The following is a 21,297-nucleotide window of genomic DNA, read 5'->3' on the forward strand; positions in this document are numbered from 1 at the left end:
GTGCTGGCGGTGGAGGACCTGAGCTTCGCCTACGAGCGCGGCGGGGAGGAGCTCTTCGGCGGGCTGTGCCACGAGTTCGTCCCGGGTGCGGTGACGGCGGTGACGGGTCCGTCGGGGCGGGGCAAGTCGACGCTGCTGTACGTGCTGGGCCTGATGCTCACGCCGACCCGCGGGCACGTGCTGCTGTCCGGGCAGGAGGTGTCCTCGGCGCCCGACGCGCTGCGCTCCCGGGTGCGGGCGCACCGGATCGGCTTCGTCTTCCAGGACTCGGCGCTGGACCCGACCCGCACCGTGCTCGACTCGGTGGTCGAGCCGGCCCTTTATGCCGGGTGGCGGCTGGGCCGGGCGCGGGAGCGGGGCCGGGTGCTGCTGGAGCAGATGGGCGTCGGTGCCCGGGCGGACCACCGGCCCGGCGAGGTGTCCGGCGGGCAGGCGCAGCGGGTCGCGGTGTGCCGGGCGCTGGTGACCGACCCGGTCGTGGTGCTGGCCGACGAGCCGACCGGCAACCTGGACCGCGACAACGCCGAGGGCGTGCTCCGGGCGCTGTCCGCGGCGGCGGGCGGCCACGGCACCCACGGCGAGGGTGACGGCATACCGCGCACGGTGGTGGTGGCCACGCACGACCCCTTCGTGCTCGAGCACGCCGACGAGGTGCTGGCGCTGTGAGGCCGTGGCTGTTCTGGCGGGAGGCGCTGGCGACGGCGTGGGCGGCGAAGGTGCCCTCGAGCCTGGTGCTTCTGCTGGTGGCGACGATGTGCGCGGCGACGATCGCGACGGTGGGGCGCACGGCGGCGGCCGAGGCGCAGCTGCTGGAGCGGCTGGACTCGGCCGGGTCGCGGGTGCTGGTGGTGGCCGACGCGCGCGGGGACGACCTGATCTCGGCGACGGTCGTGGACCAGGTCGCGGGCCTGTCGACCTCCGAGCGGGCGGTCGGCACGCTGATCCCGGTGGACGTGGTCAACGGGGTCGTCGGGCAGGGCGCGACCCGGGTGCCGGCGTGGGGCGTGCACGGCGACCTGTCCGCGGTCGCGACGCTGACCGCCGGTCGTTGGCCGGGTCCGGGGGAGGCGGTCGTCACCGAAGAGGCGATGACCCGGCTGGGGCTGGACGACCCGGTCGGGTGGGTCGCGCAGGCCTCCACCACGGTGGTCGACGACTGGTCGGTCGTCGGGAGCTTCGAGCCGAGGGACCCGTTCGGCGACTACGCCTCCGGGGTGCTCTACGTCGCGCCGGAGGGCCGGGCCCTCGATGCGGTGCACGTCGTGCTCACCGAGGCCGACGTCGCCCAGGTCGCTCAGGCGCAGGTGCTGCGGCTCATCGACCCCCCGGCCCCGGACTCGGTGACGATCACCTCGCCGGTGTCGCTGGCGCAGCTGCAGGAGCAGGTGACCGGTGACCTGGCCAGTTTCGGGCGCACCCTGCTGCTCGGCGTGCTCGGTGCCGGGGCGCTGCTGGTGGCGATCGTGACCCTGGCCGACGTCCTCGTGCGCCGCGCCGACCTCGGCCGGCGCCGCGCGCTGGGCGCCACCCGTGCCACCATCGTCGCCCTCGTCGTCCTGCGCACCCTCATCCCCGCCCTGCTCGGTGCGGCGGTCGGTGTCGCCGCGGGTATGGCGATCACCGGCCGCCTCGGCGCCGTCCCGCCCTGGGACTTCACCACCGGCACCGCCGTCCTGGCCCTGCTCGCCGCGGTCGTCGCCGCCGTCCTGCCCGCCCTCTACGCCGCCACCCGCGACCCCGTCAGGGTGCTCAGGACCCCATGAGGGGCGCAGGCGCACGGGACGTGGCGAGGCGCACGGCATACCTGACGGTCGTGGTGGCGCTGCTGGTGACCGGGTGCAGCGGGACAGAACCGCCGGCCGCGCCGAGCGACCCGGCCGTGACGCCCGGGGAGTGGGACGGGCCGGCGACGCGTGAGGAGTACCTCACCGAGCTGGCCGAGATCCACGGGATCGAGGACCCGCCGCCCGTCGAGATCGTCCAGGAGATTGCGCAGGACGACGACGGGCTGCGGCTCATCGCCGAGTGCTACGCCGAGCACGGCTGGCCGTCGACCTTCGACGGCGACGGCATCGTGACCGAAGGCATCCCGCCGGAGCAGCAGGAGGCGTTCGACCTGGACCGGTACATCTGCAACGCGTCCTACCCGGTGGCTGAGAGGTACCGCAGCCTGTCGCCGGAGGAGCACCTGAGGCGGTGGTACACCTACCTCACGACGACCTACGTGCCGTGCGTCGAGGCGCTGGGCTACGAGATCTCCGAGCCGCCGACGCTGGAGACCTTCCTCGCCTCGGGAGGGTCGCAGTGGATCCCGAACGAGGAGGTCTTCCGTCAGTCGCAGGCCCAGGACGAGGACTTCACGCAGGTCGAGGAGCAGTGCCCCCAGGACATGCCGCTGGAGATGCTGGAGCAGTGAGCCGTCGTCAGGGCAGGGACAGCCGCGGCCGGCGAACCTTCGACTGAGCGATGACGCGCGGGGAGACCTGCGCGGTAGGTGCTACTCCTCGCCTGGACAGGCCTGCAGCGCCCCGACGTCCACGATGCCGCCCGCGACGGGGTAGGGGCTCCACGCCACGATCTCCTGGTCGTGTCCGGCCTTGCGGTACTGCTCGACGAAGGTCGGCAGGCTCGGCGGGTCGGGGGTGGTGTATCCCTCGACCTCCAGGCACTCCTGCACCCGGAGCAGCTCTTCGTAGACCCCCGCGATCTCGTCGTCGGTGAGTGGCGCGGACGTGGGCTCGCCGCCGTGCTCCTCGGCGCAGGACGCGTAGGCCCTCTCCGCCGCGGCCTCCTGGCCGGGAGGCGAAGCGAACTCGACCCCACCGTCCCCGTCGTCGATGACCTCTGCCGGATAGCCGTCCTCGGTCATGCAGTCGGCGACCTCTGCGAAGAACTCCCTGGCCAGGGCCTGCTCGGCCTGCCGGTCGACCGTTGCCAGCGGATCGTCGCTCGCCGGGGAACAGGCCGTCACACCCAGCGCCACCAGCAGCCAGAGCAACCGCCGACCGGAGTGCCTCGGCCAGGAAGTAGTTCTCTGAGCCGACGGTCCTGAGCTCATGGCCCCTTCCCTTCTCATCCCTGACGATGCCTCGGGCCAGCGCCCCTCTGCGCGAGCCCCTGAGGTCACGTCGTGATGCAGGCAGCGTAAAGGAATGAGGGGGGTCAAGGGCTCGACGAGACTCAGCTGAAGTGCCCGCGTACGTTCCGGTGAGAGCGTCGAGATCCTTGCTGGAGCCGTGAGCCGTCGTCACGGTCCTGGACCTCCGGCCGGACCTGGGCTTGATCGCCCTCGTGCGGGAGTGGCAGGACCGCGAGGAGGGGCCCTCTCAACCCCATCTGACCAGCGGATTGAATATTTATGCAGATGACCGCATACACTGGTCCGCATGTCCAAGGTCTTGACGAGCATCCCTGTCGGTGAACGCGTCGGGATCGCCTTCTCGGGCGGTCTCGACACCTCGGTGGCGGTCGCGTGGATGCGAGAGAAGGGCGCCGTGCCCTGCACCTACACGGCCCACATCGGTCAGTACGACGAGCCCGACATCGACGGCGTCCCCGGGCGCGCGCAGGAGTACGGCGCGCAGATCGCGCGTCTGGTCGACTGCCGCCCGGCGCTCGTCGAGGAGGGCCTGGTCGCGCTCGCGTGCGGCGCCTTCCACATCCGGTCCGGGGGCCGCACCTACTTCAACACCACGCCGCTGGGCCGCGCCGTCACCGGCACCATGCTCATCCAGGCGATGAAGGCCGACGACGTCCACATCTGGGGCGACGGGTCCACCTACAAGGGCAACGACATCGAGCGCTTCTACCGCTACGGCCTGCTCGCCAACCCCCAGCTGCGCATCTACAAGCCGTGGCTCGACGAGGCCTTCGTCGAGGAGCTCGGCGGGCGCGACGAGATGAGCCAGTGGCTCACCGAGCGCGACCTGCCCTACCGCGCGAGCAAGGAGAAGGCCTACTCCACCGATGCCAACATCTGGGGCGCCACCCACGAGGCCAAGGCCCTGGAGCACCTGGACACGGGTATGGAGATCGTCGAGCCGATCATGGGCGTCAAGTTCTGGGACCCCTCGGTGCAGATCGAGCCCGAGGACGTCACCGTCACCTTCCGGGCCGGTCGGCCGGTCGCGATCGACGGTGACGACTTCGGCGCCGACCCCGTCGCGCTGGTGATGAAGGCCAACGAGATCGGCGGCCGGCACGGCCTGGGCATGTCCGACCAGATCGAGAACCGCATCATCGAGGCCAAGTCCCGCGGGATCTACGAGGCGCCCGGCATGGCCCTGCTGCACATCGTCTACGAGCGGCTGGTCAACGCGGTCCACAACGAGGACACGATCGCCTCCTACCACGAGCAGGGGCGGGCGCTGGGCCGCCTCATGTACGAAGGTCGCTGGCTCGACCCGCAGGCGCTGATGATCCGCGAGTCGCTGCAGCGCTGGGTGTCCTCGGCGGTCACCGGCTCGGTCACCCTGCGGCTGCGGCGCGGCGAGGACTACTCGGTCGTGTCGACCGCCGGCGACGGGTTCTCCTACCACCCCGACAAGCTGTCGATGGAGCGTGTCGCCAACGCCGCCTTCGGTCCCACGGACCGGATCGGGCAGCTGACCATGCGCAACCTGGACATCGCCGACTCCCGCGCCCGGCTGGAGCAGTACGTCGCGATGGGCCTGCTCGGCAACGGCGACTCCGCAGGCGTCTCGGCCCTGGGCATGGCGACGACCAAGCTGGTCGGTGCGCTCGAGGAGGGCGGCGCCGAGCGGATCGCCGGCGGCGTCGGCCCGACCGAGGACGACGAGGAGGCCCTGGACTGGGCGGCCATGGAGTTCGGCACCGACTGACGGGCTTGCCACGGACGACCGGGCGCGCGGACTGCTTCAGGGGACAGGCCGCGTGCCGGGTGCCCGTGGGGCTGCGCCCCGTGGAAGAGCGTCCCGCAGAAGTGCTGCAGCACGCAGCACTTCCACGGGACGCTGTTCTGCGGGACGCTCTTCGTTCTGCGGGAGGTCCCGGGGCCTTCAGCGAGCCTCGCCCAGGAGCTTCTGGATCCGGCCGACGCCCTCCTGGATGTCCTCGTCGCCCAGCGCGTAGGACAGCCGCAGGTAGCCGCTCGGCCCGAACGCCTCGCCGGGCACGACGGCCACCTCGACCTCGTCGAGGATGAGCGCGGCCAGCTCGGCCGAGGTCCGGGGCCGCTGGCCGCGGATCTCCTTGCCGAGGACACCCTCGACCGAGGGGTAGGCGTAGAACGCCCCCTGCGGCACCGGGCAGTGCACGCCCTCGATCCCGTTGAGCATCTCGACGATGAGCTTGCGGCGCCGGTCGAACGCGGCGCGCATCTGGTCCACGGCGTCCAGCGGCCCCTCGAGGGCCGCGACCGCCGCCCGCTGCGAGACGTTGGCGACGTTGGAGGTGGCGTGGCTCTGCAGGTTGGTCGCGGCCTTGATGACATCCTTCGGACCGATCATCCAGCCGACCCGCCAGCCGGTCATCGCGTAGGTCTTGGCCACCCCGTTGAGCACCACGCAGGTGTCGGCCAGCTCGGGCACGACCACCGGCATCGAGGGCGCCTGCGCCCCGTCGTAGAGCAGGTGCTCGTAGATCTCGTCGGTGACCACCCAGATGCCGTGCTCCAGGGCCCAGCGTCCGATGGCCTCCACCTGCTCGGGCGGGTAGACCGCGCCGGTCGGGTTGGAGGGGGAGCAGAACAGCAGCACCTTGGTCTTCTCGGTCCTGGCGGCCTCCAGCTGGTCCACGCTCACGAGGTATGCGGCGTCCGCGCCTGCGAACACCTCCACCGGCACGCCGCCGGCCAGCCGGATCGCCTCCGGGTAGGTCGTCCAGTAAGGCGTGGGCAGGATGACCTCATCGCCCGGGTCGAGCAGCGTGGCGAAGGTGTTGTAGACCGCCTGCTTGCCGCCGTTGGTGACGAGCACCTGGGCCGGCTCCACGGCATACCCCGAGTCGCGCCGGGTCTTGGCGACGATCGCGGCCTTGAGAGCGGGCAGGCCGCCCGCGGGGGAGTAGCGGTGGTTGACCGGGTCGTGCGTGGCGGCGGCGGCCACGTCGACGATGTAGTCGGGCGTCGGAAAGTCCGGCTCGCCGGCGCCGAAGCCGATGACGGGGCGTCCCTCGGCCTTGAGGGCCTTGGCCCTGGCGTCGACGGCCAGGGTCGCGGACTCGGCGATCGAGCCGATGCGGCGGGAGATGCGGGAGGCGGGGGTCTGGGTCTGCTCGCTCACGCGGTCCATCTTTGCACCTGCGTCGAGGCTCACGTAGACTGCCTCCTCGGGTGTTCGCACCGCGCGCCAGCCTGCCCCCAACGCAGTCCGGCCAGCGATCATCCGGTGAAGGGCATTAGCTCAATTGGTAGAGCACTGGTCTCCAAAACCAGCGGTTGGGGGTTCGAGTCCCTCATGCCCTGCGTGAACGACCGTGCGCCGACCTGGCGCTCCGGTCGCGACCACAGACCAGCTCGAGGAAGGTACCCCGTGGCGAACCCGGCCCACGACACCGAAGGTGTCGCCCGCAGCCAGCACGGCTCCGGGCAGCCTGCCCGCCCGGCGAACTTCGTCGAGCAGGTGCTGGCCGAGCTGCGCAAGGTCGTCCAACCGACCCGGCAGGAGCTGATCACCTACACGATCGTGGTGCTCGTCTTCGTCGCCGCGATCATGGCCTTCGTGTTCGGCGCCGACCAGCTCTTCCGGTGGGTGATGGGCCTCGTCTTCGGGTCCTGAACCCCCGGGCCGAGGAGCACCACCGCGGCGCGAGCGCGCCGGTCGAACCAGATCTAGCAGGAAGTAGGGCATGTCCGAGACTCCCGAGAACGACGACCGCCTCGACGGCGGCGACCCCTCCGTGGAGGACCTGTCCCCGGAGGCGGCCGAGGAGGCCGCCCCGCAGGTCGAGCCCGACGCGGCTGACGACGCGACCGACGAGGTGGCGCCGGCCGCCGCGACCGACGAGGTGGCGCCGCCCGCCGCGACCGACGAGGTGGGCGCCGAGGACGAGCCGACGGTCGACCCGCTCGAGGAGTTCAAGGATGTCCTGCGCGGGAAGTACGGCGACTGGTACGTCGTCCACTCCTACGCCGGTTACGAGAACCGCGTCAAGCTGAACCTGGAGACCCGCATCACCAGCCTCAACATGGAGGACCACATCTTCGAGGTGGAGGTCCCGATGGAGGAGGTCAGCGAGATCAAGAACGGCCAGCGCAAGCTGGTGCGCCGCGTGCGGATGCCGGGCTACGTGCTGGTCCGCATGGATCTGACCGACGAGTCCTGGGGCGCGGTGCGCCACACCCCGGGCGTGACCGGTTTCGTCGGCAACGCCCACCAGCCGGTGCCGCTGTCGATCGACGAGGTCGTCAGCATGCTCGCCCCCGTCTTCGAGACGGCCGCGGCACCCGCCGCGAAGGGCGCGGGCGGCGACGGGGCGGCCACCTCCACCCAGCCCGAGGTCGACTTCGAGGTCGGCGAGTCGGTCACCGTCATGGAGGGCCCGTTCGAGACCCTGCCCGCCACCATCTCCGAGATCATCCCCGAGAGCAGCAAGCTCAAGGTCCTGGTCTCGATCTTCGGCCGCGAGACCCCGGTCGAGCTGTCGTTCAACCAGGTCGCCAAGATCTGATCCGCAGGGGGGCGCCGCCCCCCCGTGCACCCCCTGGGGCTCCGCCCCAGACCCCGCCGGCCCCACCGGACCGACGGGTGCAACCGGGTCATCGCCCACGGCGTAGGCCCACAACAGAGAAGAGGCACCATGCCCCCCAAGAAGAAGGTCGCAGGCTTCATCAAGCTGCAGATCCAGGCCGGCGCCGCGACGCCCGCCCCGCCCGTCGGCCCCGCGCTCGGTCAGCACGGCGTGAACATCATGGAGTTCGTCAAGGCGTACAACGCCGCGACCGAGTCCCAGCGCGGCAACGTCATCCCGGTCGAGATCACGGTCTACGAGGACCGCTCGTTCACCTTCGTCACCAAGACCCCGCCGGCCGCCGAGCTGATCAAGAAGGCGGCGGGCGTGACCAAGGGCTCCGGCGAGCCGCACAAGACCAAGGTCGCCAAGCTCACCGACGCGCAGCTCACCGAGATCGCCGAGATGAAGATGGCCGACCTCAACGCCAACGACGTCGACATGGCCAAGCGCATCATCGCGGGCACCGCCCGCTCGATGGGCATCACCACCGGCTGAGCACCAGATCGTCCGGGTATGCCGTCCGCCCGACCGGGCGGACGGCCCACCCGGCCGGGGTGGCCGGGACGCGCGCATTCCGCGTGCCCCCGGCACACCCCACCTGTGGCAGGGCCTGCGCCGGCCCGTCCGACCACAGCTCCACCACCACCCCAAGGAGTTGAACATGAAGCGCAGCAAGGCATACCGCGCCGCCGCGGAGAAGATCGAGGACGGCAAGCTCTACACCCCGGTCGAGGCCGTGCGCCTGGCCCGGGAGACCGCCTCCACCAAGTACGACTCGACCGTCGAGGTCGCCCTGCGGCTGGGTGTCGACCCGCGCAAGGCCGACCAGCTGGTGCGCGGCACCGTCAACCTGCCCAACGGCACCGGCAAGACCGCACGCGTCGTCGTGCTGGCCAACGGTGACAGGGCGGAGGCCGCCCGCGAGGCCGGCGCCGACTGGGTCGGCTCGGACGACCTGATCGAGCGGATCGGTGGCGGCTGGACCGACTTCGACGCGGTCGTGGCCACCCCGGACCTGATGGGCAAGGTCGGCCGGCTCGGCAAGGTCCTCGGTCCCCGGGGCCTCATGCCGAACCCGAAGACCGGCACCGTGACGATGGACACCGCCAAGGCCGTCACCGACATCAAGGGCGGCAAGATCGAGTTCCGCGTCGACAAGCACAGCAACCTGCACTTCATCATCGGCAAGGCCTCCTTCGAGGAGAAGGCGCTGGTGGAGAACTACAGCGCGGCGATCGACGAGGTGCTGCGGCTCAAGCCGGCCGCCTCCAAGGGCCGCTACGTCACCAAGGCCACGATGGCCACCACGATGGGCCCGGGCATCCCGCTCGACCCATCGCGCGTGAGCACCGTGCTGGAGGCCGCCTCCGAGTGAGGCTCTGAGCGCACCTCGCCGGTCCCCCGGCAACCCGACGCCCCCGACGACCCGAGTCGTCGGGGGCGTCGGCGTACGATGCGCAGATGGTGGGTCTGGGCACAGGCCGGACGGCAGGGCTGGTCCGCGCCGCGCCCTGGGCCGGGGTGCTGGCCGTCACCACGCTGTTCCAGGTGGTGCGCCGCCAGCCGGTGGACGTCATCGTCTTCGCCACCGCCCTGGTCCTCGTCCTCCTCGACGCGGTGCTGCCCGGCGGGCTGCGTCCGCTGCACCTGCACCGTGCGCTGCGGTCCCGTCCGCGGATCGCGGTCCTGGTGGCGGCGGCGGTGGTCGTCGGTGGGGTGCTGGTGCTCGTGCCCCGCCACGGGACGGCCTCGGTCGTGGTGCTCGCCGTCCTCGGGGTGGCGGTGACGGCCCTCGCGCTCGTCGGCGACGGGGCGGGTGGCAGGCAGGAGTGGGACGCCCCGGCCGAGCCGACCGCACGGGTGAGGACGCGACGGGCCGCTGTCCTGTGGGCAGGTGTGATCGTGGTCGCCGGTGTGGTGGAGGCGTCCTCGTTCGTGCTGGGAGACATCGGCATCACCGACGGCAGCACGATGCCCTCGATCTCGGACCTGCTCGACCCGTGGTTGGACGACCCGGGTTGGCACGCGCTCTACGTCGTCGCCTGGTTGGCGGCCGGCGTGGGGCTGCTGCGGCGCGGGAGCTGGGAGGGTGAGCCGTGCGGCTCGTGACGGTCGCCGCCTACAGCGCCGTCGCGCTGCTCGTGGCCGCGCTCCTCGTCCTGCCGCGCGTGCGCCCCGACCTCCTCGAGCGTCCGTCGGTGCTCGCCGACCGGATGATGGGCGAGCCCGCGGCCCGGGTGGTCCTCGTGGTGTTCTGGTGGTGGCTGGGGTGGCACTTCCTCGCGGGGGCGACGCTGGCCTGAGCGGGATACCGCGGCGCCGCGAACCCCCGTGCAGAAATGCCGTGCCACGGCGGTACGTGGGCGTACCGGCGTGTCACGGTGGAGCCGGTCGGGGCAGCCCCCTCAGACCTCCGCCGGGCACCGGTATGCGGTGACGCCGTCGCGCCCGGTCGTGGTCACCGCTGCGCGCAGCGAGCGCAGGACCGCCTCCTCCACGACGTCGGCCACTGCCGCGAACCACGGTCGCAGCCAGCGGTCGTCGCGCCGGACCCGGGGCGGGGCGGTGCTGAGCGCGAGCACGAACTCGCCGGACCCGTGGTCGGTCGGGACGCCGGTGCGGGCCAGGCCGTTCTGGGCGCGGCGCGCGAGCCGGCCCAGCTGCCGCGCGTCCAGCGGGGCGTCGGTGGCCAGCAGCACCACCACGGACCCGGCGACCGTGTCCGTCAGGTCCGGCGGCAGGGGAGGGGCGTCGGCGGGCCACCCGCCGACGGCCCGGCCGCCCACCCGCAGGTCTTCGGGGCGCCCCATGTTGGTGAGCACCAGCGCGCCGAGCGTGCCGTGCCAGGTGCCGTCGTCGACGACCGCGGCGGCGGTGCCGATCCCGCCCTTCCAGCCGAACGCCACCATGCCGTGGCCCGCGCCGACCGCGCCCTCCTGCACCCGGTGACCCTCGGGCTGCACCCGGGCCGTCGCCAGCGCCTGCTCGACATGGTCGGGCCGGACGGCGAGGGCGCGCAGGTCGTTGAGCCGGCCGTCGTTGCACTCCAGCACCACGGGGTTGACCGTGCCTGGGCGGCCGAGGTCGGGGTGGCGTCCGAGCAGGTGGCGCACCACGCCCTCGTGGGCAGCGCCGACGGACAGGGTGCTGGTCAGGATCACCGGCGTCTCCAGCTCGCCGAGCTCGGTGAGCTGGGCCAGGCCCAGCGGCTTGCCGTAGCCGTTGACCACGTGCGCCGCCGCGGTCACCGGCCGGGCGAGCAGGTCGTCGGGGCGGGGCAGCAGGCAGGTGACGCCGGTGCGCACCCCCGGCCCGGACAGCGTCACGTGCCCGACACGCACGCCCGCGACGTCCGTGATGCCGGTCGGCGTCATCCGACCCCGAGCAGCTCGTGGAGGTACTGCGGCAGCATCGCCCACCAGGTCGGCCACTCGTGCTCGTAGGCCGGACCCCAGTCGTCCACGCGGTTGGGCACGCCCCGCGAGCCGAGCACGTCGGCCATCCGCCAGGACTCGTTCACGTCCTCCCACGCGCCGGTGCCCGAGGCGAGCAGCACGAAGCGCTGGCGCAGCAGCTCCAGGGCGGGGCCCTCCAGGCCGGGCAGGAACCTCATCGCCGTGGAGAAGTAGAGGTCGTCGGTGCTGCCGCCGATGAAGCGCTCGATGTCGTAGGTCCCGCTCATCGCGACCGCGGCCCGGAAGAGGTGGGGGAAGCGGGACAGCAGCGCCACCGCGTTGAACGCCCCGATCGAGGAGCCGGCGACAGTGACCAGTGCGTGGCCGCTGTCCGCCTGCATCGCGGGGACCACCTCGTGCGCCACGGCCTGGTGGAACTGGTTGAGCAGCCAGCACCGGTAGCCGACGTCGCCCCACCCCTTCATCATCGCCTCGCCGGCCACGCTGTCGCAGGAGTACAGCCGCATCGAGCCCGCCCGGATCGCGTCGCCGAGCACGCCGACCATCTTGTGCCGCTCCACCTCCTCGGCGTCGCCGCCGGCCGTGGGCAGCCACAGGACAGGGACGCCGCCGTGCCCCCACCGCACCAGCGTGATGTCCTGTCCCATGCGCGGGGAGCTCCAGCGCTCGACGGTCTTCATGCGCCAGTCCTACCTGATGAGGGCCCCCTCCCGCCACCTGTCCGGCCCGCGGCCGGCGGATTTGGGAGGCGGAGCAGGTATGCCGTAACCTTTCGGCATACCCATGACCGCCGGTCGTCGGCGTGCCCGGGTGCGAGAAGCACCAGGACACACCGGCCGAAGGTTCCCTCGAGGAGGGCGACCAGCGCAGGTGAGATGCGAGCCGCTGCGCGGCCCGACGTCCTTGTCAGGACATCGACCCGCAGACCTACGAGCCCCGCGCGCCTGCGCCGGGGCTCTTCGTCGTCGGGGACCCGGGGGTAGCCGGCACCACGTGACGAAGGAGGCCACTATGGCGACGCCCCAGAAGGCAGCAGCCATCGCCGAGCTGGCGGAGAAGTTCCGCAGCTCCGGTGCGGCCGTGCTGACCGATTACCGCGGCCTGACGGTGAGCCAGCTCACCGAGCTGCGCACCTCGGTCCGAGAGCACGCGACCTACGCCGTGGTGAAGAACACGCTGACCAAGCGGGCAGCTGCCGAGGCCGGTATCGAGGGCCTCGACGAGCACCTGGTGGGTCCCACGGCCATCGCCTTCGTCTCCGGTGACCCGGTCGAGGCGGCCAAGGGCCTGCGTGACTTCGCCAAGGCCAACCCGGCCCTGGTCATCAAGACGGGGATCCTCGACGGCAAGTCACTGACCCCCGAGGAGATCACCACGCTCGCGGACCTCGAGTCCCGCGAGGTCCTGCTGGCCAAGCTCGCCGGCGCCATGAAGGCGAACCTGAGCAAGGCTGTCTACCTCTTCGCCGCTCCGCTGTCGCAGACCGCCAGGGTCGTCGACGCGCTGCGCGCGAAGGTCGAGGAGCAGGGCGGTTCCGACCCCGCGGCCGAGGCACCTGCCGACGCCGCCCCGGCCGAGGCTGCCGCCGAGGCCACCACCGACGTCGCCGAGGGTGGCGACGACAACTGACCGGCCGGGCACCCGCCCCAAGGTCAGGACATTTCCACCACGCCACTCACGGCAAGAAGTAGAAAGGACGCCATCATGGCGAAGCTGAGCACCGAGGAGCTCCTTGACCAGTTCAAGGAGATGACCCTGATCGAGCTGTCCGAGTTCGTCAAGGCCTTCGAGGACACCTTCGAGGTCACCGCCGCCGCCCCGGTCGCCGTCGCGGCCGCCGGTGCGCCGGCCGCCGGCGGCGGCGACGCCGCCGCGGTCGAGGAGCAGGACGAGTTCGACGTCGTCCTGGAGGCCGCGGGCGACAAGAAGATCCAGGTCATCAAGGAGGTCCGCGCCCTGACCTCCCTCGGCCTGAAGGAGGCCAAGGACCTCGTGGACGGCGCTCCCAAGCCCGTCCTGGAGAAGGTCGACAAGGAGGCCGCCAACAAGGCCAAGGAGCAGCTCGAGGGCGCCGGCGCCACCGTCACCCTCAAGTGAGCCCGTCCCGGACCGGTCTCGACCGGTCCGGGACGCTCCCGCCACGGGCGGGGTCGCACCGCACGGTGCGGCCCCGCCCGTCGTCGTTGCCGCCCGCGCGTGACCGGTCGGCGCGCCCGCGGACCGTACCGCCACGGCGACACGCCAGGCCCGGGCTTGACGCCGGGTGGGATGAGGGCGCAGAGTACGTACGAACACAGCCGTTCCCACGGGCGGCGGTGGCCAGGACCACGGGCTGGGCAGCCCGTGCGGGGCCGTCGCAGAAGGTCCGCGGGACGCATAGTCACGCGAGTTGGACTTGGGGGCGCGAGATGTGTATGCTGTCTCTTTGCGCTGCCCTTCTCCTGCTCACCGCTCACCGCTGCTGACCACGTCGCTCCCGCCGGCCGACGTGCACGTGCGTCGCGCTGCGCCCGCAGGGACTGGTGGTCGCACGAACTAGCCGCCCAACAGGCCCGTGGAAGGACCAATCCTTGGCTGCCTCGCGCACTGCGAAGAAGACTGTGTCCACCGCTCGTACGGCTTCCGGCCGTCTGAGCTTTGCAAAGATCAGGGAGCCCCTCGAGGTCCCTGATCTGCTCGCCCTCCAGACGGAGAGCTTCGACTGGCTCCTCGGCAACGAGGCATGGCAGGCGCGTGTCGCCGCCGCCGAGGCCGAGGGTCGCACAGACATGCCCGGCACCTCCGGTCTGGAGGAGATCTTCGAGGAGATCTCCCCGATCGAGGACTTCTCCGGCTCCATGTCGCTGAGCTTCCGCGACCACCGGTTCGAGGAGCAGAAGTACTCCATCGAGGAGTGCCAGGAGAAGGACATGACCTACTCCGCGCCGCTCTTCGTGACCGCGGAGTTCATCAACAACTCCACCGGTGAGATCAAGAGCCAGACGGTCTTCATGGGCGACTTCCCGCTCATGACGCCGCGCGGCACGTTCATCGTCAACGGCACCGAACGTGTCGTCGTCTCCCAGCTGGTCCGTTCCCCGGGGGTCTACTTCGAGCGCAGCCTCGACAAGACCTCCGACAAGGACATCTTCTCGGCCAAGATCATCCCGAGCCGCGGCGCCTGGCTGGAGTTCGAGATCGACAAGCGCGACCAGGTCGGCGTGCGCGTCGACCGCAAGCGCAAGCAGAGCGTGACCGTCCTGCTCAAGGCCCTGGGCCTGTCCGAGGCCGAGATCCTCGAGCAGTTCGGCGACTACGAGTCGATCCGGGCCACCCTGGAGAAGGACCACACGGCCGACCAGGACGAGGCGCTGCTCGACATCTACCGCAAGCTGCGTCCGGGCGAGCCGCCGACCAAGGAGGCCGCCCAGACCCTGCTGGACAACCTCTACTTCAACCCCAAGCGCTACGACCTGGCCAAGGTCGGTCGCTACAAGATCAACAAGAAGCTGGGGCTGCAGGCACCGCTGGAGGAGTCCGTCCTCGGTATCGACGACATCGTCGCCACGATCCGCTACATCGTCGCGCTGCACGCCGGCGACTCGACGATCGACATGCCGGTCGGCGACATCCCGGTCGAGGTCGACGACATCGACCACTTCGGCAACCGTCGCCTGCGCAGCGTCGGCGAGCTCATCCAGAACCAGGTCCGCACGGGCCTGTCGCGGATGGAGCGCGTCGTCCGCGAGCGGATGACCACCCAGGACGTCGAGGCGATCACGCCGCAGACCCTGATCAACATCCGGCCGGTCGTCGCCTCCATCAAGGAGTTCTTCGGCACCAGCCAGCTGAGCCAGTTCATGGACCAGAACAACCCGCTCTCGGGGCTGACGCACAAGCGTCGTCTGTCCGCGCTGGGCCCGGGCGGTCTGTCCCGCGACCGCGCCGGCATGGAGGTCCTCGACGTCCACCCCTCGCACTACGGCCGCATGTGCCCGATCGAGACCCCCGAGGGGCCCAACATCGGACTGATCGGCTCGCTGGCCTCCTACGGCCGGATCAACCCGTTCGGGTTCGTCGAGACGCCCTACCGCAGGGTCCACGACGGCACGGTCACCGACGTGGTCGACTACCTCTCTGCCGACGAGGAGGACCGCTTCGTCATCGCCCAGGCCAACGCCGAGCTCAACGAGGACGGCACCTTCGCCGACGAGCGCGTGCTGGTCCGGGCCAAGGGCACCGGCGAGGCCGTCGACGTGCCTGCCGCCGAGGTGGAGTACATGGACGTCTCGGCGCGACAGATGGTCTCCGCCGCGACCGCGATGATCCCCTTCCTCGAGCACGACGACGCCAACCGTGCGCTCATGGGCGCCAACATGCAGCGCCAGGCCGTGCCGCTGGTGCGGGCCGAGGCCCCGCTGGTCGGCACGGGTATGGAGCACCGCGCCGCCCTGGACTCCGGGGACGTCGTGCGCGCCGTCAAGCCGGGCGCCGTCCAGGAGGTCTCCGCCGACCTGGTCACCGTGGCCAACGACGACGGGACCTACACGTCCTACAAGATCGGCAAGTTCACCCGCTCCAACCAGGGCAACTGCTACAACCAGCAGGTCCGGGTCGACGCGGGGGACAGGGTCGAGGCCGGCCAGCTCATCGCCGACGGCCCCGCGACCGACGGTGGCGAGATGGCGCTGGGGCGCAACCTGCTCGTGGCGTTCATGCCGTGGGAGGGTTACAACTACGAGGACGCGATCATCCTCTCCCAGCGGATCGTGCAGGACGACGTCCTGTCCTCGATCCACATCGAGGAGCACGAGATCGACGCCCGCGACACCAAGCTGGGCCCGGAGGAGATCACGCGGGACATCCCGAACGTCTCCGACGAGGTCCTGGCCGACCTCGACGAGCGCGGCATCATCCGCATCGGTGCCGAGGTCCGCGACGGCGACCTGCTCGTCGGCAAGGTCACGCCCAAGGGTGAGACCGAGCTGACCCCGGAGGAGCGCCTGCTGCGCGCGATCTTCGGCGAGAAGGCGCGCGAGGTGCGCGACACCTCGATGAAGGTGCCGCACGGCGAGACCGGCACGGTCATCGGCGTCAAGGTGTTCGACCGCGAGGACGGCGACGAGCTGCCCCCGGGCGTCAACCAGCTGGTGCGCGTCTACGTGGCCAACAAGCGCAAGATCACCGACGGCGACAAGCTCGCCGGCCGCCACGGCAACAAGGGCGTCATCTCCAAGATCCTCCCGGTCGAGGACATGCCCTTCCTCCAGGACGGCACCCCGGTCGACGTCGTGCTCAACCCGCTGGGCGTGCCCGGCCGGATGAACATCGGCCAGATCCTCGAGCTGCACCTCGGCTGGGCCGCGGCACAGGGCTGGAAGATCGAGGGCGAGCCGGACTGGGCGCGGCTCATCCCGGCAGACGCCCGCGAGGCGACCCCCTTCACCCGGGTGGCCAGCCCTGTCTTCGACGGTGCCCGTGAGGAGGAGATCGGCGGACTGCTCGACTCGACGACGCCCACCCGCGACGGTGTGCGCCTCATCGACAACCGCGGCAAGGCCAAGCTGTTCGACGGCCGCTCCGGCGAGCCCTTCCCGGACGAGATCTCGGTCGGCTACATGTACATCCTCAAGCTGCACCACCTCGTGGACGACAAGATCCACGCCCGCAGCACCGGCCCCTACTCGATGATCACCCAGCAGCCGCTGGGCGGCAAGGCGCAGTTCGGCGGCCAGCGCTTCGGTGAGATGGAGGTCTGGGCGCTCGAGGCCTACGGCGCGGCCTACGCGCTGCAGGAGCTGCTGACGATCAAGTCCGACGACGTGACCGGCCGCGTGAAGGTCTACGAGTCGATCGTGAAGGGCGACAACATCCCCGAGCCGGGGATCCCGGAGTCCTTCAAGGTGCTCATCAAGGAGATGCAGTCGCTGTGCCTGAACGTGGAGGTCCTGTCCTCCGACGGCACGCAGATCGACCTGCGCGAGTCCGACACCGAGGTCTTCCGGGCCGCGGAGGAGCTCGGGATCGACCTGAGCCGCCGCGAGCCGAGCTCTGTCGAAGAGGTCTGATCGGGAGGGGCGCGCAGCGCCTGCCTCCGGCAGACGTCAGGTCGCCGGGCGGAGCCCGACCGCCCCGCCCGGCGACCGAGCAAAGAACTTGAGTTTTCCTGCATTACGAGAGAAGGAAGCACGAAGTGCTTGACGTTAACTTCTTTGACGAACTGCGTATCGGCCTGGCCACGGCGGAGGACATCCGCGGCTGGAGCCACGGCGAGGTCAAGAAGCCCGAGACCATCAACTACCGCACCCTGAAGCCGGAGAAGGACGGGCTCTTCTGCGAGAAGATCTTCGGCCCCACCCGGGACTGGGAGTGCTACTGCGGCAAGTACAAGCGCGTCCGCTTCAAGGGCATCATCTGTGAGCGCTGCGGCGTCGAGGTGACCCGCGCCGGTGTGCGTCGCGAGCGGATGGGCCACATCGAGCTGGCGGCGCCCGTCACCCACATCTGGTACTTCAAGGGCGTCCCCTCGCGGCTGGGCTACCTGCTGGACCTGGCTCCGAAGGACCTGGAGAAGGTCATCTACTTCGCGGCCTACATGATCACCTCCGTCGAGGAGGACAAGCGGCACGCCGACCTGCCCTCGCTCGAGGCCGAGATCGACACCGAGAAGAAGCAGCTGGAGAACCGTCGCGACGCCGACGTGGAGGCCCGCGCCAAGAAGCTCGAGGCCGACCTGGCCGAGCTCGAGGCCGAGGGCGCCCGCGCCGACGCGCGCCGCAAGGTCAAGGACGGCGCCGAGCGGGAGATGAACCAGATCCGCCGCCGCGCGGACCAGCAGGTCGAGCGGCTCGAGCAGGTCTGGGACCGGTTCAAGAACCTCAAGGTCCAGGACCTCGAGGGCGACGAGATCCTCTACCGCGAGATGCGGGACCGGTTCGGCCTGTACTTCGAGGGCGGCATGGGCGCGGCGGCGCTGCAGAAGCGTCTGCAGACCTTCGACCTGGACGCCGAGGCCGCGTCGCTGCGCGAGATCATCGCCACCGGCAAGGGCCAGCGCAAGACCCGTGCGATCAAGCGGCTCAAGGTCGTCACCAGCTTCCTGACGACCAAGAACGAGCCGGCCGGCATGGTCCTCGACGCCGTCCCGGTCATCCCGCCGGACCTGCGTCCGATGGTCCAGCTGGACGGTGGCCGCTTCGCGACCTCCGACCTCAACGACCTCTACCGCCGCGTCATCAACCGCAACAACCGCCTCAAGCGGCTGCTGGACCTCGGCGCGCCCGAGATCATCGTCAACAACGAGAAGCGGATGCTGCAGGAGGCGGTCGACAGCCTCTTCGACAACGGCCGCCGCGGCCGTGCGGTGACCGGACCGGGCAACCGCCCGCTGAAGTCGCTGTCCGACATGCTCAAGGGCAAGCAGGGCCGGTTCCGCCAGAACCTGCTGGGCAAGCGCGTGGACTACTCGGGCCGCTCGGTCATCGTGGCCGGCCCGCAGCTGCGCCTGCACCAGTGCGGTCTGCCCAAGCAGATGGCGCTCGAGCTGTTCAAGCCGTTCGTGATGAAGCGTCTGGTCGACCTCGACCACGCGCAGAACATCAAGTCGGCCAAGCGGATGGTCGAGCGTGGCCGCAGCGTCGTGTGGGACGTCCTGGAGGAGGTCATCACCGACCACCCCGTGCTGCTCAACCGTGCGCCCACGCTGCACCGTCTGGGGATCCAGGCCTTCGAGCCCCAGCTGGTCGAGGGCAAGGCGATCCAGATCCACCCGCTGGTCTGCACCGCCTTCAACGCCGACTTCGACGGCGACCAGATGGCCGTGCACCTGCCGCTGTCCGCGGAGGCGCAGGCCGAGGCCCGGATCCTGATGCTCTCGAGCAACAACATCCTCAAGCCGGCCGACGGTCGCCCGGTCACCATGCCCACGCAGGACATGGTCATCGGCCTGTTCCACCTCACCTCGCAGGTGGAGGCCGGCGCCGGCACCGACGACATCCGCGTGGACGACGAGGGCAACCAGCACCTGCGTTCCTTCTCCAGCGTCGCCGAGGCCCGGATGGCCTTCGACGCCGGCCAGATCGCGCTGGGCACCCCGGTGCACCTGCGCCTGGAGGGCGCCGCGCTGCCGACCGGTTTCGACCCCGGCGAGGGCTCGACGGTCTCCGAGGACGGTATCGCCGACTCCTTCGAGCTGGAGACCACGCTGGGTCGGGCGCTGTTCAACCGGGCGCTGCCGATGAACTACCCGTTCGTCAACGACGTGGTGGAGAAGAAGCGTCTCTCGACGATCGTCAACGACCTGGCGGAGCGCTACACCAAGGTGCAGGTCGCGGCCAGCCTCGACCAGCTCAAGGAGCTGGGCTACCACTGGGCGACCCGCTCGGGCACCACCGTGGCGATCTCCGACGTCAAGACCCCGGAGCGCAAGGCCGAGATCCTCTCCGGCTACGAGGCCAAGGCGTCCAAGGTGCAGCTGCAGTACGAGCGCGGTCTGATCACCGACGACGAGCGCCGTCAGGAGCTCGTGGAGATCTGGACCCAGGCGACCAACGAGGTGGCCAAGGAGCTCGAGACCACGATGCCCAAGGACAACACCATCTACCGGATGGTGACCTCGGGCGCGCGGGGTAACTGGTTCCAGCTGCGGCAGATCGCCGGCATGCGTGGCCTCATGGCCAACCCGAAGGGCGAGATCATCCCGCGCCCGATCAAGTCGAACTTCCGCGAGGGCCTCTCGGTCCTGGAGTTCTTCATCTCCACGCACGGTGCCCGCAAGGGTCTGGCCGACACCGCGCTGCGCACCGCCGACTCGGGCTACCTGACCCGGCGCCTGGTGGACGTCTCGCAGGACGTCATCATCCGCGAGGAGGACTGCGGCACCGACCGCGGCTTCCTCATGCCGATCGCGGTCCGCACGCCCAGCGGCGGCCTGCGCAAGCACGACGACGTCGAGACGGCCGTCTACGCACGCACCCTCGCCCAGACCGTCACCGACGCCGACGGCACGGTGCTGACCGAGGCGGGCATCGACCTCGGTGACGTGGCCATCGACCGGATGGTCGCGGCCGGCGTCGAGGAGGTCAAGGTCCGCTCGGTCCTGACCTGCGAGTCGCTGGTCGGCACCTGCGCCAAGTGCTACGGCCGTTCGCTGGCCACCGGCAAGCTCGTCGACATCGGCGAGGCCGTCGGCATCATCGCGGCCCAGTCGATCGGTGAGCCGGGCACCCAGCTGACGATGCGCACCTTCCACACCGGTGGTGTGGCCGGTGACGACATCACGCAGGGTCTGCCCCGCGTCGTCGAGCTCTTCGAGGCCCGCACGCCCAAGGCGGTCGCTCCGATCGCCGAGGCCACCGGCCGGGTCGAGATCGAGGACACCGACAAGGCACGCCGCATCCTGCTCACCCCGGACGACGGCTCCGAGGAGCACGCCTATCCGGTGAGCAAGCGCGCGCGCCTGCTCGTCGCCGACGGCGATCACGTCGAGGTCGGCACCCAGCTGGTCACCGGCGCCATCGACCCCAAGCAGGTGCTGCGCATCCTGGGTCCGCGCAAGACCCAGCAGCACCTGGTGGACGAGGTCCAGGGCGTCTACCGCCAGCAGGGCGTGTCGATCCACGACAAGCACATCGAGGTCATCGTGCGGCAGATGCTGCGCCGGATCACGATCATCGAGGCCGGCGACACCGAGCTGCTGCCGGGCACCCTGGCCGAGAAGGGCAAGTTCGAGACCGAGAACCGTCGCGTCGTCTCCGAGGGCGGACGTCCCGCCTCGGGGCGTCCGGAGCTCATGGGCATCACCAAGGCCTCGTTGGCGACCGACTCGTGGCTGTCCGCGGCCTCCTTCCAGGAGACCACCCGCGTCCTTACCGAGGCCGCGATGGACGCCAAGAGCGACCCGCTGCTCGGCCTGAAGGAGAACGTCATCCTGGGCAAGCTGATCCCGGCCGGTACGGGTCTGACCCGCTACCGCAACCTCACGGTCGAGCCGACCGAGGAGGCCAAGGCCGAGGCTTACGCGGTGCCTGTCTACGACGACTTCGACTACGCCAGCGCGTTCGGTCAGGGCAGCGGCGAGGCGGTCCGCCTCGACGACCTGCCGATGGACGAGCGCTTCTGAGCAGCTGACCGACCGCCGGGGGCGGGTATGCCGTGAGCTCACGGCATACCCGCCCCCGGCGATTTGGTCGCGTGCGCGGGTGACCGGTAG

Annotated in this window: 18 protein-coding genes and 1 tRNA gene; 15 read left to right on the forward strand and 4 right to left on the reverse strand. The window is 70.6% G+C overall.

All coding sequences use genetic code 11. From position 1 onward, the window contains the following. The 3 genes from DV701_RS16765 to DV701_RS16775 are packed head-to-tail and all read left to right on the forward strand — an operon-like array spanning position 1 to position 2,416. Complete coding sequence (locus DV701_RS16765) at positions 1-666, forward strand: ABC transporter ATP-binding protein (protein ID WP_114930012.1); 666 nt, start codon at positions 1-3, stop codon at positions 664-666. After that, entirely contained in the window at positions 663-1,763 is a 1,101-nt protein-coding gene (locus DV701_RS16770; RefSeq protein ID WP_114930014.1) for an ABC transporter permease, read from the forward strand. The genes DV701_RS16765 and DV701_RS16770 overlap by 4 nt, the downstream gene beginning before the upstream one ends. Continuing rightward, positions 1,760-2,416 carry a hypothetical protein gene (locus DV701_RS16775; RefSeq protein WP_162803108.1) on the forward strand — a complete coding sequence of 219 codons (657 nt, stop codon included), beginning with the start codon at positions 1,760-1,762 and terminating at the stop codon, positions 2,414-2,416. Before DV701_RS16770 ends, DV701_RS16775 begins: the two co-directional genes overlap by 4 nt. An 81-nt stretch (positions 2,417-2,497) precedes the next feature. On the opposite strand, the gene DV701_RS16780 is transcribed toward DV701_RS16775, so the two are convergent. Beyond that, the gene (locus tag DV701_RS16780) at positions 2,498-2,998 is read right to left on the reverse strand and encodes a hypothetical protein (RefSeq protein ID WP_114930018.1); all 501 of its coding nucleotides are present in this window, start codon (positions 2,996-2,998) and stop codon (positions 2,498-2,500) included. 388 nt (positions 2,999-3,386) lie between these two features. Here DV701_RS16780 and argG point away from each other — a divergent pair, with 388 nt between their 5' ends. Then, positions 3,387-4,841 carry an argininosuccinate synthase gene (gene argG / locus DV701_RS16785; protein WP_114930021.1) on the forward strand — a complete coding sequence of 485 codons (1,455 nt, stop codon included), beginning with the start codon at positions 3,387-3,389 and terminating at the stop codon, positions 4,839-4,841. Positions 4,842-5,018: 177 nt separating this feature from the next. On the opposite strand, the gene DV701_RS16790 is transcribed toward argG, so the two are convergent. Beyond that, positions 5,019-6,251 carry a pyridoxal phosphate-dependent aminotransferase gene (locus DV701_RS16790; protein ID WP_114930022.1) on the reverse strand — a complete coding sequence of 411 codons (1,233 nt, stop codon included), beginning with the start codon at positions 6,249-6,251 and terminating at the stop codon, positions 5,019-5,021. A gap of 100 nt (positions 6,252-6,351) precedes the next feature. On the opposite strand from DV701_RS16790, the gene DV701_RS16795 reads away from it, so the two are divergent. The 7 genes from DV701_RS16795 to DV701_RS16825 all read left to right on the forward strand — a co-directional run bounded on the left by DV701_RS16795 (position 6,352) and on the right by DV701_RS16825 (position 9,995). Continuing rightward, positions 6,352-6,424, forward strand: a tRNA-Trp gene (locus tag DV701_RS16795). 67 nt (positions 6,425-6,491) lie between these two features. Beyond that, positions 6,492-6,737 carry a preprotein translocase subunit SecE gene (secE, locus tag DV701_RS16800; RefSeq protein WP_324616600.1) on the forward strand — a complete coding sequence of 82 codons (246 nt, stop codon included), beginning with the start codon at positions 6,492-6,494 and terminating at the stop codon, positions 6,735-6,737. Positions 6,738-6,807: 70 nt separating this feature from the next. Beyond that, the gene (gene nusG, locus DV701_RS16805) at positions 6,808-7,629 is read left to right on the forward strand and encodes a transcription termination/antitermination protein NusG (protein WP_114930026.1); all 822 of its coding nucleotides are present in this window, start codon (positions 6,808-6,810) and stop codon (positions 7,627-7,629) included. Positions 7,630-7,758: 129 nt separating this feature from the next. After that, complete coding sequence (gene rplK, locus DV701_RS16810) at positions 7,759-8,187, forward strand: 50S ribosomal protein L11 (RefSeq protein ID WP_114930027.1); 429 nt, start codon at positions 7,759-7,761, stop codon at positions 8,185-8,187. A gap of 166 nt (positions 8,188-8,353) precedes the next feature. Then, positions 8,354-9,067, forward strand: a complete 714-nt coding sequence (rplA, locus tag DV701_RS16815; protein ID WP_114930029.1) for a 50S ribosomal protein L1 — start codon at positions 8,354-8,356, stop codon at positions 9,065-9,067. Positions 9,068-9,153: 86 nt separating this feature from the next. Further along, positions 9,154-9,801: a hypothetical protein gene (locus tag DV701_RS16820; RefSeq protein WP_114930031.1), complete on the forward strand. Its 648-nt coding sequence runs from the start codon at positions 9,154-9,156 to the stop codon at positions 9,799-9,801. Next, positions 9,789-9,995: a DUF6186 family protein gene (locus tag DV701_RS16825; protein WP_114930033.1), complete on the forward strand. Its 207-nt coding sequence runs from the start codon at positions 9,789-9,791 to the stop codon at positions 9,993-9,995. Before DV701_RS16820 ends, DV701_RS16825 begins: the two co-directional genes overlap by 13 nt. A 102-nt stretch (positions 9,996-10,097) precedes the next feature. Here the strand turns inward: DV701_RS16825 and DV701_RS16830 are convergent, their stop codons facing one another. Further along, complete coding sequence (locus DV701_RS16830; RefSeq protein WP_114930035.1) at positions 10,098-11,066, reverse strand: P1 family peptidase; 969 nt, start codon at positions 11,064-11,066, stop codon at positions 10,098-10,100. Further along, a complete protein-coding gene (locus tag DV701_RS16835) occupies positions 11,063-11,788 on the reverse strand; it encodes an esterase family protein (protein ID WP_114930037.1) in 726 nt (241 codons plus the stop codon). The genes DV701_RS16830 and DV701_RS16835 overlap by 4 nt, the downstream gene beginning before the upstream one ends. A 331-nt stretch (positions 11,789-12,119) precedes the next feature. Between DV701_RS16835 and rplJ the strand changes: the two genes are divergently transcribed. From rplJ to DV701_RS16855, 4 genes are all read left to right on the forward strand, one after another. Then, on the forward strand, positions 12,120-12,737 hold the full coding sequence (gene rplJ, locus DV701_RS16840) for a 50S ribosomal protein L10 (protein WP_114930039.1): 618 nt from the start codon (positions 12,120-12,122) through the stop codon (positions 12,735-12,737). 75 nt (positions 12,738-12,812) lie between these two features. Then, positions 12,813-13,205: a 50S ribosomal protein L7/L12 gene (gene rplL / locus DV701_RS16845; protein WP_114930041.1), complete on the forward strand. Its 393-nt coding sequence runs from the start codon at positions 12,813-12,815 to the stop codon at positions 13,203-13,205. Between the two features lie 473 nt (positions 13,206-13,678). Then, the gene (gene rpoB / locus DV701_RS16850; protein ID WP_114930043.1) at positions 13,679-17,155 is read left to right on the forward strand and encodes a DNA-directed RNA polymerase subunit beta; all 3,477 of its coding nucleotides are present in this window, start codon (positions 13,679-13,681) and stop codon (positions 17,153-17,155) included. Between the two features lie 125 nt (positions 17,156-17,280). Continuing rightward, positions 17,281-21,207: a DNA-directed RNA polymerase subunit beta' gene (locus tag DV701_RS16855; RefSeq protein WP_114930045.1), complete on the forward strand. Its 3,927-nt coding sequence runs from the start codon at positions 17,281-17,283 to the stop codon at positions 21,205-21,207. Positions 21,208-21,297: the final 90 nt, after the last annotated feature.

It is taken from the genome of Ornithinimicrobium avium, from assembly GCF_003351765.1.
In the GTDB taxonomy this organism is placed as follows: Bacteria; Actinomycetota; Actinomycetes; order Actinomycetales; family Dermatophilaceae; genus Ornithinicoccus; species Ornithinicoccus avius.